Here is a 15,560-nt window from a genome sequence, read left to right as displayed (position 1 = left end):
CTCGACCTTAAACAGCGCGGCGGACCATCAGTTCCTTGATCTTGCCGATCGCCTTCGTCGGGTTCAGGCCCTTCGGGCAAACGTCGACGCAGTTCATGATCGTGTGGCAACGGAACAGACGGTACGGGTCTTCCAGGTTGTCGAGACGCTCGCCGGTCGCCGTGTCGCGGCTATCCGCGATGAAGCGGTAAGCCTGCAGCAGGCCGGCCGGGCCGACGAACTTGTCCGGGTTCCACCAGAAGCTCGGGCACGACGTCGAGCAGCTCGCACACAGAATGCACTCGTACACGCCGTCGAGCTCGTCGCGCTCTTCCGGCGACTGGAGGCGTTCCTTCTCCGGCGGCGGCGCGTCGTTGATCAGGTACGGCTTGATCGAGTGGTACTGGTTGAAGAAGTGCGTCATGTCGACGATCAGGTCGCGCACGACGGGCAGGCCCGGCAGCGGACGCAGCACGATCTTCTGCGGCAGGTCGTTCAGGTTCGTCAGGCACGCGAGACCGTTCTTGCCGTTGATGTTCATCGCGTCCGAACCGCACACGCCTTCACGGCACGAACGACGGAACGACAGCGTCTCGTCCAGGGCCTTCAGCTTGACCAGTGCGTCGAGCAGCATGCGCTCATGCTGGATCTCGAGCTCGTACGTCTGCATGCGCGGCGCTGCGTCCTTGTCCGGATCGTAGCGGTAGACTTCAAAAATGCGTTTTGCCATTTCGGATTCCTTTGACTCGGCTTAGAACGTGCGCGGCTTCGGCGGCACGGATTCGACCGTCAGCGGCTTCATTTGAACCGGCTTGTAGTCGAGGCGATCGCCTTCGCTGTACCACAGCGTGTGGCGCAGCCAGTTCTCGTCGTCACGGTGTTCGTAGTCGCTGTGCGCGTGCGCGCCGCGGCTTTCCTTGCGCGCTTCCGCCGACACCATCGTCGCGCGGGCCACTTCGATCAGGTTCTCCAGCTCGAGCGCTTCGACGCGCGCGGTGTTGAACACCTTCGACTTGTCCTTCAGGTGGATGTTTTCCACGCGCGCCTTCAGGCCGGCCATCTGGTCGACGCCTTCCTTCAGCAGTTCCGACGTGCGGAACACGCCTGCGTGCTTCTGCATCGTCGAGCGGATGTCGTTCGCGACGTCCTGCGTGTATTCGCCCGACGTCGACTTGTCGAGCTTCGCGAGGCGCGCCAGCGAGAATTCACCTGCATCGGCCGGCAGCGGCTTGTGTTCCTTCTGGTTCTTCACGTGCTCGACGATGTGGTTGCCGGCCGCACGGCCGAACACCACGAGGTCCAGCAGCGAATTCGTGCCGAGGCGGTTCGCGCCGTGCACGGACACGCACGAGCACTCGCCCACTGCGTAGAAACCGTTGACCGGATCCTTGTGGCCGCGCGACGTGCCGACGACCTGACCGTGGATGTTGGTCGGGATGCCGCCCATCTGGTAGTGGATCGTCGGGACGACCGGGATCGGTTCCTTGATCGCGTCGACGTTCGCGAACTTCAGCGCGATTTCGCGGATCGACGGCAGACGCTTCATGATCGTCTCGGCGCCGATGTGCGACAGGTCGAGCAGCACGTGATCCTTGTTCGGACCGACGCCGCGACCTTCCTTGATTTCCTGGTCCATCGAACGCGACACGAAGTCACGCGGCGCCAGATCCTTCAGCGTCGGCGCGTAGCGCTCCATGAAACGCTCGCCGTTCGCGTTGCGCAGGATCCCGCCTTCGCCGCGCACGCCTTCGGTGATCAGCACGCCCGCGCCGGCCACGCCGGTCGGGTGGAACTGCCAGAACTCCATGTCCTGCAGCGCGATGCCCGAACGCGCGGCCATGCCGAGGCCGTCGCCGGTGTTGATGAACGCGTTGGTCGATGCCGCGAAGATCCGGCCTGCGCCGCCCGTCGCGAACAGCGTCGTCTTGCCTTCCATGATGTAGACGTCGCCCGTCTCCATCTCGAGGGCCGTCACGCCGAGCACGTCGCCGTCCGCGTCGCGGATCAGGTCGAGCGCCATCCATTCGACGAAGAACTGCGTCTTCGCTTCGACGTTCTGCTGGTACAGCGTGTGCAGCAGCGCGTGGCCGGTACGGTCGGCGGCCGCGCAAGCGCGCTGGACCGGCTTCTCGCCGTAGTTCGCGGTGTGGCCGCCGAACGGACGCTGGTAGATCGTGCCGTCCGCGTTGCGGTCGAACGGCATGCCGAAGTGCTCGAGCTCGTACACGACGTTCGGCGCTTCGCGGCACATGAATTCGATCGCGTCCTGGTCGCCGAGCCAGTCGGAGCCCTTGATCGTGTCGTAGAAATGGAAGTGCCAGTTGTCTTCGCTCATGTTGCCGAGCGACGCGCCGATACCGCCTTGCGCGGCCACCGTGTGCGAACGCGTCGGGAACACCTTCGACAGCACGCCGACCGACAGGCCCGCGCGCGACAGTTGCAGCGCCGCGCGCAAGCCGGAGCCGCCCGCGCCGACGATCACGACGTCAAACTTGCGGCGCGGGAGGGAAGTTTTGATTGCAGCCATTCTTTACACTCTCCAGAGAATCTGCGCGGCGTAGCCCGCACATGCGAGCAGCCAGACGATGGTCAGCGATTGCAGCAGCAGGCGCACACCGACGGGCTTCACGTAGTCCATCCAGATGTCGCGCACGCCGACCCATGCGTGGTAGAAGAGGGAAAGCAGCATCACGAAGGTCGCGAGCTTCATCCATTGCGCGGCGAAGATCGATGCCCAGCCTTCGTACGAAAAATCGTGCGCGCCGAAGAACAGGACGAGCAGAATGACCGTGTAGACCGCCATGATCGTGGCGGTGACGCGCTGCGCGAGCCAGTCGCGCAGGCCGTAGTGTGCGCCGACGACGAGGCGCTTCGAGCCGATTCGGTTGTTGGCTGCCATTTTCTTAGAATGCTCCGAACAGTTTGAGTGCCATGGCGATCGTCAGCGCGATCGAGACGACAAAGACGACGACGGCCGTCCGCTTGCCGCCTTCCTTCGTGACGGCGTCGTGATTGACGTCCATCAGCAGGTGGCGAATGCCGGCGCAGAAATGGTGGAAGAAGGCCCACGACAACGCGAGGACGATCAGCTTGACGACGATGTTGGAGAGGAAGGCCTTGAAGACTTCGAAGCTGAGCTCGGACGTCAGGCTCTGGTCGAAGAGGAACAGCAGGAACGGCAGGAACAAGAACAGCAGCGCGCCGCTGACTCGATGGAGAATCGACAATATCGCCGCCAGCGGCATGCGATATTTCATCGTGATATCGCCGAATCCGATGTTCCGGTATTCCGGCCTCGGCTTTCTTACTGCGTCAGTCATGCTAGACCCCTACTATGTTGTCACACTAATCCGCAATTTTAGCGCCTTTTTATATCGCGCTGCAGCGAAAGTCTGCTCTGGATAGTTGCGCGAACAAGAACAAAGGCGGCCCGAAACGTGCTTCGCGAGCGTGGGGTACGCGAATGCACGCGGCCTGAGCCAAACGTCGTCAACTCAAGTCATTCTGATAGTAGTACCCGGTTGTGACATACCAGCCGCGTCGCACTTCCACCGGCCGGTCCCCGTACGTATAGGACACGCGCTCCACCGACAGCAGCGGGAAACCCGCCGGCACGTGCAGCAGGTCGGCCACCGCCGGATCCGCCGCGACCGCGCGGATCTTCTCCGTCGCGCGGATCATCCGCGTACCGAACTCCGTCTCGAACATCGCGTAGAGCGGCCCCTTGTATTCGCTCAGCCGCTCGAACGTGAGCCCACGGAACATCGCACCCGGCAGCCAGATCTCGTCGAGCACCGTCGCTTCGTTCTCGAACTCCAGCAGGCGGCGCACCTGCACGACGGGATCGGCCGGCTTCAGGTCGAGCTGCCGCGCGATCTCGGCCGGCGCGCGCAGGCGCCGGCATTCGAGCAGGCGGCTCACGTGCGGGTGCTCGGCACCGTCGTCGGCCAGCAGCCGCAGGAAGCGGAACTGCGCGCGATCTTCGTTGTGCGTTGCAACAAAAGTGCCCTTGCCCTGCCGCCGGACCACGAGGTTTTCGGCGGCCAGCTCGTCGATCGCCTTGCGAACGGTGCCCTGGCTGACCTTGTAACGGGCCGCGAGCTCCACTTCGCTGGGGATGATCTCGCCCGGCTTCCACTCGCCGGATTCGAGACTTTGCGTGATCAATGACTTAATCTGCTGGTATAACGGGCTGAACGTCGGCGACGCGGAGGCCGCGGGCGAGGCTGCGGGATCGCCCGCGCCCGGCTGCCCTGGGCCGCCTGCGCCGGTCTGATTCGCGGTGTTCGCCTGGTTCGATGTCATGGCGCGCATTTCATCACAAACCGCACTTTTTCGTCCACTCAATTTCCGCAAAACATCTGTCTTATATAAGACATATGATACCGTTTGACTTTGCGCGTGACGGCTCCTACACTCCCGGTCGAGCAAGGGTTCGCGGGTGCAACAGCGCGTCCCCGGCTACGTGCCACGGCCGTCTCCAGGTTCACCGCGTCTGCCATCGCGAGTCCTCCGCCCTGCTTCAATGCAACGCTACGCACAACGCGCATAGAATGGCGTTTTCGCTCGCGTCCAACGCTTCACCCGTCCTGGAGATTTTCAATGGCTAAGCCCGCAAAGCGCGTTGCCGTCACCGGCGCCGCAGGTCAAATCGCTTACTCCCTGCTGTTCCGCATCGCGAACGGCGACCTGCTCGGCAAGGATCAGCCGGTCATCCTGCAACTGCTCGACCTCCCGCAAGCCCAAGCCGCCGTCAAAGGCGTCGTGATGGAACTCGACGATTGCGCGTTCCCGCTGCTCGCGGGCGTCGTGATCACCGACGATCCGAAGGTTGCATTCAAGGATGCAGACGTCGCGCTGCTGGTCGGTGCACGTCCGCGCTCGAAGGGCATGGAGCGCAAGGACCTGCTGTCGGCAAACGCCGAAATCTTCACGGTTCAGGGCGCTGCGCTGAACGAAGTCGCGAGCCGCGACGTGAAGGTGCTGGTCGTCGGCAACCCGGCGAACACGAACGCGTACATCGCGATGAAGTCGGCGCCGGATCTGCCGAAGAAGAACTTCACGGCCATGCTGCGCCTCGACCACAACCGCGCGCTGTCGCAACTCGCCGCCAAGTCGGGCAAGCCGGTCGCGTCGATCGAGAAGCTCGCCGTGTGGGGCAACCACTCGCCGACGATGTACCCGGACTTCCGCTTCGCGACCGCCGAAGGCGAATCGCTGCTGAAGCTGATCAACGACGACGTGTGGAACCGCGACACGTTCATCCCGACCGTCGGCAAGCGCGGCGCGGCGATCATCGAAGCGCGCGGCCTGTCGTCGGCAGCGTCGGCAGCCAACGCGGCGATCGACCACGTCCGTGACTGGGTGCTCGGCACGAACGGCAAGTGGGTCACGATGGGCATCCCGTCGGACGGCTCGTACGGCATCCCCGAAGACATCATCTACGGCGTGCCGGTCACCTGCGAAAACGGCGAATACAAGCGCGTCGAAGGCCTGGAAATCGACGCGTTCTCGCGCGAGAAGATGGACGGCACGCTGGCCGAGCTGCTCGAAGAGCGCGATGGCGTCGCCCACCTGCTGAAGAACTAAGCATCATGCGCCTTTGCCGGGCGGCCCTCGGGCCACCCGGTTCCGGTCCGGGCCGGCCAGCCGCCGGCCCTGCCGAACGATCCGATCCGCGCACGTTTTGCCGCCCGGCGCCCGCCGCGCACCGGCCCAGAACCTGCCCGAATCCGATTTTCTCCACGTTGACCCGCTTCCCTGACGTAGAAGAGATGGCCGTGCTCACTCCTGCACAAGTGCTGTACGACGGGGCGCCCCCGCCCGCGATCCTGCCCTGCTGCGATCATTACGCGGGCAGCGAGAAGCTGATGCGCAAGTCGCTCGCGCTGCAGGCCGAGCTGGGTCCCGTGTTCGACCTGACACTCGACTGCGAGGACGGCGCGGCCGTCGGCCAGGAGGCCGCGCACGCGGCGCTCGTCGCCGACCTGCTCGGCAGCGCCGAGAACCGCTTCGGCCGCGTCGGCGTCCGCATCCACGACTTTTCCCATCCGCACTGGCGCGACGATGTGCGCATCGTGCTGCGCGCATCGCGCGTACCCGCCTACATCACACTGCCGAAGGTCGCGAACGCCGCCGACGCGGCCGAAATGACCGCGTTCATCGAAGGCACCCGCCGCGAGCTCGGCATCGCGCAGCCGATCCCGGTCGACGTGCTGATCGAGACGCACGGCGCGCTCGCGCAGGCGGCCGCCCTCGCCGCGCTGCCGACGGTCGGCACGCTGAGCTTCGGGCTGATGGATTTCGTGTCCGCGCACCACGGCGCGATTCCCGATTCCGCGATGCGCTCGCCCGGCCAGTTCGATCATCCGCTCGTGCGCCGCGCGAAGCTGGAAATCGCCGCCGCCTGTCACGCGCACGGCAAGACGCCGTCGCACAACGTGACGACCGAGGTGCGCGACATGAGCGTCGTGGCCGGCGATGCGCGCCGCGCGCGCGACGAATTCGCGTTCACGCGGATGTGGAGCATCCACCCCGCGCAGATCCGCCCGATCGTCGACGCGTTCGCGCCGCGCACCGACGAAGTCACGCTGGCCGCCGAGATCCTGCTGGCCGCGCAGGCCGCCGACTGGGGCCCGACGCGCCACGGTGATACGCTGCACGATCGCGCGAGTTATCGTTATTACTGGTCGGTGCTGCGCCGCGCGCAGGCCACCGGCCAACCCGTACCATCCGAGGCCGCGCCGCTGTTCGGCCCTGCCGCAGCGGGCGTCGCGCCGTGAGCGCGCGCCGCCTGTCGATACACGCGTTTCATGCATTCGTCGATGCGCGAACCGGACAGAGGTTTGCGAAACGACAAAAAACGTAACGGAGCCCGAAAACCTGATATATGCGCGGCCAAATAGGTGAAAATAGCGGCCGCTGCGCGCTTTCGGGGCGCGTGCAGTTTCAAACCGGCCGGCAGTTTCGATTGCCGGCCCTTGTCAACTGATTATCGAAAGGTTCTGACTCCATGAAGAAACTCCTGATCGCTACCGCCATCGGCGCCTTGTCCGCCACGATGCTGGTGTCGGCTCCGAGCGCGTTTGCCCAGGGTACGGCCACCACCGCGAAGAAGGCCACGGCCAAGCGCCCGGCGCCGGCCAAGCGCATCATCCCGCGCAGCAAGAAGGCGCAGGCACGCGCGGCGGCCAAGGTCGATCCGGTACCGGACGGCGCGGTCAAGTGGTCCTGTAAGGAAGGTCTGTCGTTCGACCTCGCCGGCGACATGAAGCGCGACCAGGTTGTCACGGTTCACTGGGCGAAGAAGAACTACAAGCTGCCGCGTCAGACCACGACGACGGGCGCCGACACGTTCTACGATCCGGCAGCGGGCTTCAAGCTGGTCGTGATCCCGACCAAGGCGATGCTGTTCTCCGACGCGAACGGCGGCGAGCGCCTCGCGGACGAATGCGTGACGCCGGAAATGGCGCAAGGCACGGCAGCACCGACGCAGTCGAACGAGCTGAAGCCGGCCACGAACTAAGCGCGTTTTTCCGCTCCCGGCCCCTCGATGTCCGCCCCGGTCTCCAACGTCCGCCCTGCTCCGGATACGGTACTCGTCGATATCGTCGACTACGTGCTGAACACCGGTATCGACAGCGCGCTCGCGCTGGAGACGGCGCGTCATTGCCTGATCGACACGCTCGGATGCGGACTCGAGGCGCTGTCCTACCCTGCCTGCACCAAGCTGCTCGGCCCCGTCGTGCCCGGCACGATCGTGCCGAACGGTGCGAAGGTGCCCGGCACGTCCTTCCAGCTCGATCCCGTCCAGGCCGCGTTCGGCATCGGCGCGATGATCCGCTGGCTGGACTTCAACGACACCTGGCTCGCCGCCGAATGGGGTCATCCGTCCGACAACCTCGGCGGGATCCTGGCGACGGCCGACTGGCTCTCCCGCACGGCCCGCGCGGCCGGCCGGAAGCCGCTCCCGATGCGCGACGTGCTGGTCGCGATGATTCAGGCCCACGAGATCCAGGGCTGCCTCGCCCTCGAGAATTCGTTCAACGCGGTCGGGCTCGACCACGTGCTGCTCGTGAAGGTCGCGTCGACGGCCGTCGTCGGGCGGCTCCTCGGGCTCACGCGCGACGAGTTGATCAACGCGGTCTCCAACGCATTCGTCGACGGCCACGCGCTGCGTACCTACCGCCATGCGCCGAACACCGGTTCGCGCAAATCCTGGGCGGCCGGCGACGCGACGTCCCGCGCGGTGCGCCTCGCGCTGATCGCGAAAACGGGTGAAATGGGCTATCCGTCGGCGCTCACCGCCAAAACCTGGGGCTTCTACGACGTGCTGTTCGACGGCAAGCCGTTCCGCTTCCAGCGCCCGTACGGCACGTACGTGATGGAAAACGTGCTGTTCAAGATCGCGTTCCCCGCCGAATTCCATGCGCAGACGGCCGCCGAGGCCGCGCTGCAGCTGCACGCGCAGCTCGCCGCGGCGGGCCGCACGACCGACGACATCAGCCGGATCACGATCCGCACGCACGCGGCCGCGATCCGCATCATCGACAAGCAGGGCCCGCTCGCCAATCCGGCCGACCGCGACCACTGCATCCAGTACATGGTCGCCGTGCCGCTGCTGTTCGGCCGGCTGACCGCGGCCGACTATGAAGACTCGGCCGCGGCGGACCCGCGCATCGACGCGCTGCGCGCGAAAACCGTGTGCGTCGAGGATCCGCAGTTCACGAAGGATTACCACGATCCGGACAAGCGATCGATCGCGAATGCGCTGACGATCGCGTTCACGGACGGATCGAAGCTTGCCGAAGTGGCGGTCGAGTACCCGCTCGGCCATCGGCGGCGCCGCGCCGAAGGCGTTCCGCTGCTGGTCGAGAAGTTCAGGACCAACCTCGCCCGCCGCTTCCCGGCCAAGCAGCAACAAGCGATTCTCGACGTGTCGCTGGACCAGGCAAAGCTCGAAGCGATGCCGGTCGATGAGTACGTCGACTTGTATGTGATATAGCCGTCAGATACAGGACTCTTTGTTTCCTAGCCTTAAACCCAGGAAAATCACCATGGCCCACAATCTCCACAAGACCCTCAAGGAATTCGACAGCGGTTCCGGCAAAGGCAAGTTCTACTCGCTGCCGCAACTCGGCAAGGAGCTGAAGACGAAGATCGAACGCCTGCCGGTGTCGATCCGCATCGTGCTCGAGTCCGTGCTGCGCAACTACGACGGCAAGAAAATCACCGAAGAGCACATCGAGCAGCTCGCGAACTGGAAGCCGACCGCGAAGCGCGTCGACGAGATTCCGTTCGTCGTGTCGCGCGTCGTGCTGCAGGATTTCACGGGCGTGCCGCTGCTCGCCGACATCGCGGCCATGCGCGGCGTCGCCGAACGCACGGGCAAGAACCCGAAGAAGATCGAGCCGCTGGTCCCGGTCGATCTCGTCGTCGACCACTCGGTCCAGATCGACTACTTCCGCCAGAAGGACGCGCTCGACCTGAACATGAAGCTGGAATTCCAGCGCAACAACGAGCGCTACCAGTTCATGAAGTGGGGCATGCAGGCGTTCGACACGTTCAAGGTCGTGCCGCCGGGCGTGGGCATCGTCCACCAGGTGAACCTCGAATACCTCGCGCGCGGCGTGCACAAGAAGGCCGACGGCGCCGACACCGTGTACTACCCGGACACCCTCGTCGGCACGGACAGCCACACGACGATGATCAACGGCATCGGCGTGGTCGGCTGGGGCGTGGGCGGCATCGAGGCGGAAGCCGGCATGCTCGGCCAGCCGGTGTACTTCCTGACGCCGGACGTCGTCGGCGTCGAGCTGAAGGGCAAGCTGCGCGAAGGCGTGACGGCCACCGACCTGGTGCTGACGATCACCGAGATGCTGCGCAAGGAGAAGGTCGTCGGCAAGTTCGTCGAATTCTTCGGCGAAGGCACGAAGTCGCTGTCGCTGCCGGACCGCGCGACGATCGGCAACATGGCGCCGGAATACGGCGCGACGATGGGCTTCTTCCCGGTCGACGAAAAGACGATCGACTATTTCGAAGGCACCGGCCGCACGAAGGCCGAGATCGCCGCGTTCGAAAACTACTTCAAGGCGCAGAAGCTGTTCGGCATTCCGAAGGCCGGCGACATCGACTACACGAAGACGGTGACGCTCGACCTCGCGACGGTCGCCCCGTCGCTGGCCGGCCCGAAGCGCCCGCAGGACCGCATCGAGATCGGCCACGTCAAGTCGACGTTCACCGACCTGTTCTCGAAGCCGGTCGCGGAGAACGGCTTCGCGAAGAAGGCGGAAGACCTGAACACCCAGTACACGACGAGCAACGGCGTCGACGTGAAGAACGGCGACGTGCTGATCGCCGCGATCACGTCGTGCACGAACACGTCGAACCCGAGCGTGCTGCTGGCCGCCGGCCTGCTCGCGAAGAAGGCGGTCGAGGCCGGCCTCACGGTCGACCCGAAGATCAAGACCTCGCTCGCGCCGGGATCGCGCATCGTCACCGAGTACCTGACGAAGACGGGCCTGCTGCCCTACCTGTCGAAGCTCGGCTTCGAAGTCGCGGCCTACGGCTGCACGACCTGTATCGGCAACGCGGGCGACCTGACGCCGGAACTGAACGAAGCGATCACGAAGAACGACATCGTCGCGGCGGCCGTGCTGTCGGGCAACCGTAACTTCGAAGCACGTATCCACCCGAACATCCGTGCGAACTTCCTCGCGTCGCCGCCGCTCGTCGTCGCGTACGCGATCGCCGGCAACATCACGCGCGACCTGATGACCGAGCCGGTCGGCAAGGGCAAGGGCGGCCGCGACATCTACCTCGGCGACATCTGGCCGACGAGCGACGAAATCCACGCGCTGCTCAAGTTCGCGCTCGACCCGAAGAAGTTCGAGGACAACTACTCGAAGCTGACCAAGAAGGGCGACCTCTGGAGCAAGATCGAGGGTGAGACGGGCGAGGTCTACGACTGGCCGAAGTCGACGTATATCGCCGAGCCGCCGTTCTTCGGCAACGACTTCTCGATGGAGCCGGCTGCATCGATCCCGACGGTCAAGGGCGCGCGCGCCCTGGGCATCTTCGGCGACTCGGTCACGACCGACCACATCAGCCCGGCAGGCTCGATCAAGGAAGACTCGCCGGCCGGCAAGTGGCTGAAGGAAAACGGCGTGCAGAAGGCCGACTTCAACAGCTACGGCTCGCGCCGCGGCAACCACGACGTGATGATGCGCGGCACGTTCGCGAACGTCCGGATCAAGAACCTGATGATCCCGGCGAAGGCGGACGGTACGCGGGTCGAAGGCGGCCTGACGATCCACCAGCCGAGCGGCGAACAGCAGTCGATCTACGACGCGGCCATGCAATACGTGGCCGCCGGCACGCCGACCGTCGTGTTCGCGGGCGAAGAGTACGGTACGGGCTCGTCGCGCGACTGGGCCGCGAAGGGCACGCAACTGCTCGGCGTGAAGGCCGTGATCGCACGCAGCTTCGAGCGGATCCACCGCTCGAACCTGGTCGGCATGGGCGTGCTGCCGCTGCAGTTCAAGGGCTCGGACAGCGTCCAGTCGCTCGGCATCACCGGTGAAGAGACGTACGACATCGAAGGCCTCGGCGACGACTTCAAGCCGCAGCAGGACGTCACGCTCGTGATCCATCGCAAGAACGGCGAAACGCAGCGCGTGCCGGTGCTGCTGCGCATCGATACGCCGATCGAAGTCGATTACTACAAGCACGGCGGGATTCTGCCGTTCGTGCTGCGCTCGCTGCTCGCAGCGTAAGCGCCCTGCTTTTGCAGGTGCCGCAGCCGCCTCGCGGCGGTTGCGGCCGATTTGGATGCCCGACCTCGTGTCGGGCTTTTTTTCGTGCACCGGTCGGTGTGCGGCCGGCGCAGCGCCGATCGCACGGCGGCGGCCCGCTTTCGCGCGACGTCACCCGCCGGCATCCGGCTCGCGCGTCACGCCGCCTTGCTGGTTCGCGCCTTCGCGCCCGCGGAGGAACCCGATCGCGCGTTCTTCTTCAGATGCGTGCGGTTGTATTCGATCGCCGCGCGCACGAGGTTCTTCAATGCCCGCTTGTCGATCCTGTCGCCTTCGAAGAAATCGATCGCGCGCCGCGCATTGCCGTCGAGACCGTCGTTGAACAGCTGGTCGGGATCGGGCAGTTTCGCGCCGTGCATGAACGTCAGCTTCACCTTGCCCTTGTGCGCGTTCGCCACTGCGATCATCCCGTCGCACGACCATACGGGGCTGCCCATCCATTTCCATTCCTCGACGATGCCCGCTTGCGCGTCGAGGATCGTCTGGCGCAGGTCCGCGAAAGTCTTGCCGCGCCAGTCGGCGATGCCGGCGATCAGCGCGTCGATGCGCGCCGACGGCGTGAGATCGGTTGTACTCATGCGCGGGCCTCCGTGCCTTCATCGGGATCGGGACGCGCCAGCACCTGTTCGAGCGACGCGAAGAACTGCGCCCACCCGTGCTGCGCACCGCGGTACGCCTGCTCCTGGTCCGTGCGGAAGCCGGCCTGCTCCATCCGCAACAGCGTGCCGCGCGGCGTCGGCGTGAGCGTCCACGTCACGACGCTTTCGAGGCCATAGGCGGCCCATGTATAGGACAGCACGCGCTGCGGCTCGATCGTCAGGACCGTGCAGTCGACCGAGCCCCAGTCCGCGCGAAAGGTGAATGCACGGCCCGCGACGGGCTCGAAGTCGCTCTGCATCAGCCACGCCGCGATCAGGTGCGGTTGCGTGAGCGCGCGCCAGATCTTCTCCGGCGGATGCGGCAGCTCCCGGTCGACGACGACGGAGCGCGTTTCGGTAGAAGCTTGGTTCATTACTGATCCATCCTTTTGAGCAGATCTTCAAGGGCATCGAACCGGCTCTGCCAGAAGCCCGCCATCTGGCTCGTCCAGTCGATCAACGGGGCCAGCGCCTGCGGCTGCGCGCTGTAGTGCGTCTGCCGGCCTTCGTGACGGTCGTTCACGAGCCCGGCCTGCTTCAGTACGCCAAGGTGCTTCGACACGGCCGGCTGCGACACGCCCGCGCGGGCGGTCAGCGCGGCGACCGTCAGCTCGCCCTCCGCGCACAGCCGCTCGAACAGCGCGCGGCGCGTGGGATCGGCGAGTGTCCGGAACAGCGTGTCGTGGGTGTTCTGCATGTCTGGCACAATTCATAACTCGATGGTTATGGATTGAAGGATATCTGCTGATCGCCGTACGTCAAGGCGGGATTTCGCGAACGACATCGTTCGATCCCGCGCCACGGGTGCGTGCGTCGCACTGGCTCGAGTCGACACCCGATTCGAGCATTTCCTCTAATCCGCGATTGCGACGCGCGATCCGAAAGCAGCCTGCAAGACTGGCCGCTGGGCTGTTCCACAGTTCGGGAAACGTTTGGCTTCGGCCTGCCCCGTTCTTGTGCCTGCACGAAGCCGTTCCTGACGAGTCGCTTCCAATGACCACATAGTGCGATACGGCGTGCGGCCATTGACACGCACACGCCACGCAACCGCGCGGCGCGCCCTTCCAGGCCCGCGCACATTCCGATGCTGCAACGAACGACGCGTGCGTGTGAGCGACGCGCGTGGCCGCGCCGTCGTGCCGCGAACCGGTTCCGCCCACGGCGCCCGCCATTGCCAGCGTGAACGACGCCGCGCGCGCACTCATGCGCCCCGTTGTCAGAACTGACAGCTATGGAAACTGGCAGCTACCCGAACGGCACCGAGGCCCTACGCTCGTCACCGCTCGCGGCCCCACAAGGGCCGGGGGTTCCAGTAACGTCGCCTCTCCTAAAAAAGGACTCCCGATGAAAAGGAACGCCTGGTTTGCCCTTCCCCTTCCCCTTCCGTCGCCCCGCCGCCTGGCGTGCGTGGCACCGCTCGTGTTCGCCGCCGCTGCGGCGCATGCGACGACGGATTGGGTCGATACCCACACGAAGGCCTTTCTGACCGGCCCGCAGTTGATGGCGCGCAGTGCGGCGCCGTCGCTCGAACTGGCAGCCGGTGAAACGACCAACGTCGTCGTCAGCCTGAAGCTGCGCAACGCCGCGCAGCTCAAGCAACTGGCGCGCGACGTGAACCGGCCCGGCAGCGCGCATTACCGCCAGTACCTGACGCACGAGCAATTCCTCGCGAACTACGCGCCGACCGACGCGCAGGTGAAGTCGGTCGTCGACTATCTGCACAAGAGCGGCTTCACGAATGTCGAGGTCGCGCCGAACCGGCTGCTGGTCTCCGCCAGCGGCACGGCCGGCACGGTGAAGGCTGCGTTCAACACGTCGCTCGTGCACTTCGAGTACGCGGGCCGCTCGGGCTTCGCCAACACGTCGACCGCGCAGGTGCCGCGCGCACTCGGCGACGTCGTCGGCTCGGTGCTCGGGCTGCAAAGTGTCGCGCGTGCGCGGCCGATGCTGCGCATCGGCAACGTCGCGAAGCCGCAGGCACTCGCCGCCGGCACGGCCACCGGCCACTATCCGAAGGAATTCCCGGGCCTCTACAACGCGACCGGCGTGCCGACCGCGGCCGGCGTGACGGTCGGCATCATCACGATCGGCGGCGTGTCGCAGACGCTGCAGGACCTGAAGCAGTTCACGTCGAGCAACGGCTACGGCACGGTCTCCACGCAGACCGTCAAGACCAACGGCACGGGCGGCAGCTACAGCGACGACCAGGACGGCCAGGGCGAATGGGATCTCGACAGCCAGTCGATCGTCGGCTCGGCCGGCGGCCAGGTCGGCAAGCTGGTGTTCTACATGGCGGACCTGAACGCCTCCGGCAACACGGGCCTCACGCAGGCGTTCAACCGGGCGGTGTCGGACAACACCGCGAAGGTGATCAATGTGTCGCTCGGCTGGTGCGAGACCGATGCGAACGCGGACGGCACGCTCGACGCGGAAGAGCAGATCTTCACGACGGCCGCCGCGCAGGGCCAGACGTTCTCGGTATCTTCAGGCGACGAAGGCGTGTACGAGTGCAATAACCGCGGCTATCCGGACGGCGCGAACTACACGGTGTCGTGGCCGGCTTCGTCGCCGCACGTGCTCGCGATCGGCGGCACGACGCTCTACACGACGTCGGCCGGTGCGTTCTCGAACGAGACGGTGTGGAACGAAGGGCTCGATTCGAACGGCAAGCTGTGGGCGACGGGTGGCGGCGTCAGCACGATCCTGCCCGCGCCGTCGTGGCAGTCGGGCAGCAATCGGCAGTTGCCGGACGTCTCGTTCGACGCCGCGCAGAGCACGGGCGCGTACATCTACAACTACGGCCAGTTGCAGCAGATCGGCGGCACGAGCCTCGCCGCCCCGATCTTCACGGGCTTCTGGGCCCGCCTGCTCGCGGCGAACGGGACCGGCCTCGGCTTCCCGGCCGGCAACTTCTATGCGGACATTCCGTCGCATCCGTCGCTCGTACGCTATGACGTCACGTCGGGCAACAACGGCTATCAGGGGTATGGCTACAAGGCCGGCACCGGCTGGGATCTGACCACCGGCTTCGGCAGCCTGAACATCGCGAACCTCAACCAGCTGATCAAGTCGGGCGGGTTCTGAGCGAAGCGTGAAGGCCGGCGCGCGGCGAGGGTTGCCGTGCGCCGGT

Annotated in this window: 14 protein-coding genes; 6 read left to right on the top strand and 8 right to left on the bottom strand. The window is 65.5% G+C overall.

All coding sequences use genetic code 11. The annotated features are described in order from the left end of the window. Positions 1-7 precede the first annotated feature (7 nt). The 5 genes from MMB92_RS12870 to MMB92_RS12850 all read right to left on the bottom strand — a co-directional run bounded on the left by MMB92_RS12870 (position 8) and on the right by MMB92_RS12850 (position 4,293). Positions 8-709 carry a succinate dehydrogenase iron-sulfur subunit gene (locus tag MMB92_RS12870; RefSeq protein WP_006479352.1) on the bottom strand — a complete coding sequence of 234 codons (702 nt, stop codon included), beginning with the start codon at positions 707-709 and terminating at the stop codon, positions 8-10. Positions 710-730: 21 nt separating this feature from the next. Next, the gene (sdhA, locus tag MMB92_RS12865) at positions 731-2,506 is read right to left on the bottom strand and encodes a succinate dehydrogenase flavoprotein subunit (protein WP_006487772.1); all 1,776 of its coding nucleotides are present in this window, start codon (positions 2,504-2,506) and stop codon (positions 731-733) included. Between the two features lie 3 nt (positions 2,507-2,509). After that, positions 2,510-2,878 carry a succinate dehydrogenase, hydrophobic membrane anchor protein gene (sdhD, locus tag MMB92_RS12860; protein WP_006487767.1) on the bottom strand — a complete coding sequence of 123 codons (369 nt, stop codon included), beginning with the start codon at positions 2,876-2,878 and terminating at the stop codon, positions 2,510-2,512. Between the two features lie 4 nt (positions 2,879-2,882). Next, the gene (sdhC, locus tag MMB92_RS12855) at positions 2,883-3,299 is read right to left on the bottom strand and encodes a succinate dehydrogenase, cytochrome b556 subunit (protein ID WP_012493208.1); all 417 of its coding nucleotides are present in this window, start codon (positions 3,297-3,299) and stop codon (positions 2,883-2,885) included. A gap of 169 nt (positions 3,300-3,468) precedes the next feature. Then, complete coding sequence (locus tag MMB92_RS12850) at positions 3,469-4,293, bottom strand: GntR family transcriptional regulator (RefSeq protein WP_077020964.1); 825 nt, start codon at positions 4,291-4,293, stop codon at positions 3,469-3,471. Between the two features lie 288 nt (positions 4,294-4,581). On the opposite strand from MMB92_RS12850, the gene MMB92_RS12845 reads away from it, so the two are divergent. The 5 genes from MMB92_RS12845 to acnA all read left to right on the top strand — a co-directional run bounded on the left by MMB92_RS12845 (position 4,582) and on the right by acnA (position 11,753). Further along, a complete protein-coding gene (locus MMB92_RS12845) occupies positions 4,582-5,568 on the top strand; it encodes a malate dehydrogenase (RefSeq protein ID WP_006487742.1) in 987 nt (328 codons plus the stop codon). Between the two features lie 185 nt (positions 5,569-5,753). Further along, positions 5,754-6,761, top strand: a complete 1,008-nt coding sequence (locus MMB92_RS12840; protein ID WP_006495965.1) for an aldolase/citrate lyase family protein — start codon at positions 5,754-5,756, stop codon at positions 6,759-6,761. 230 nt (positions 6,762-6,991) lie between these two features. Then, the gene (locus MMB92_RS12835; protein ID WP_006487782.1) at positions 6,992-7,504 is read left to right on the top strand and encodes a hypothetical protein; all 513 of its coding nucleotides are present in this window, start codon (positions 6,992-6,994) and stop codon (positions 7,502-7,504) included. Positions 7,505-7,531: 27 nt separating this feature from the next. Continuing rightward, the gene (locus MMB92_RS12830) at positions 7,532-8,983 is read left to right on the top strand and encodes a bifunctional 2-methylcitrate dehydratase/aconitate hydratase (RefSeq protein ID WP_006487726.1); all 1,452 of its coding nucleotides are present in this window, start codon (positions 7,532-7,534) and stop codon (positions 8,981-8,983) included. A 52-nt stretch (positions 8,984-9,035) separates the two neighbouring features. Further along, positions 9,036-11,753 (top strand): aconitate hydratase AcnA, encoded by a 2,718-nt coding sequence (gene acnA / locus MMB92_RS12825; protein WP_006495966.1) that lies wholly within the window; start codon positions 9,036-9,038, stop codon positions 11,751-11,753. A gap of 176 nt (positions 11,754-11,929) precedes the next feature. Here acnA and MMB92_RS12820 read toward each other — a convergent pair whose 3' ends face one another. Genes MMB92_RS12820 through MMB92_RS12810 form a run of 3 tightly spaced genes read right to left on the bottom strand, consistent with a single transcriptional unit; the run spans position 11,930 to position 13,127 of the window. Then, complete coding sequence (locus tag MMB92_RS12820) at positions 11,930-12,370, bottom strand: DUF1801 domain-containing protein (protein WP_034202608.1); 441 nt, start codon at positions 12,368-12,370, stop codon at positions 11,930-11,932. Next, positions 12,367-12,804 carry an SRPBCC domain-containing protein gene (locus MMB92_RS12815; protein WP_034202609.1) on the bottom strand — a complete coding sequence of 146 codons (438 nt, stop codon included), beginning with the start codon at positions 12,802-12,804 and terminating at the stop codon, positions 12,367-12,369. The genes MMB92_RS12820 and MMB92_RS12815 overlap by 4 nt, the downstream gene beginning before the upstream one ends. After that, positions 12,804-13,127 carry a metalloregulator ArsR/SmtB family transcription factor gene (locus tag MMB92_RS12810; RefSeq protein WP_058902898.1) on the bottom strand — a complete coding sequence of 108 codons (324 nt, stop codon included), beginning with the start codon at positions 13,125-13,127 and terminating at the stop codon, positions 12,804-12,806. Before MMB92_RS12810 ends, MMB92_RS12815 begins: the two co-directional genes overlap by 1 nt. A 647-nt stretch (positions 13,128-13,774) precedes the next feature. Between MMB92_RS12810 and MMB92_RS12805 the strand changes: the two genes are divergently transcribed. Next, positions 13,775-15,514 (top strand): S53 family peptidase, encoded by a 1,740-nt coding sequence (locus MMB92_RS12805; RefSeq protein WP_060268299.1) that lies wholly within the window; start codon positions 13,775-13,777, stop codon positions 15,512-15,514. Positions 15,515-15,560 lie beyond the last annotated feature (46 nt).

It is taken from the genome of Burkholderia sp. IO2, from assembly GCF_029522185.1.
GTDB classification, from domain to species: Bacteria; Pseudomonadota; Gammaproteobacteria; order Burkholderiales; family Burkholderiaceae; genus Burkholderia; species Burkholderia cenocepacia.
This window is presented reverse-complemented; position numbering and strand designations above follow the sequence as displayed.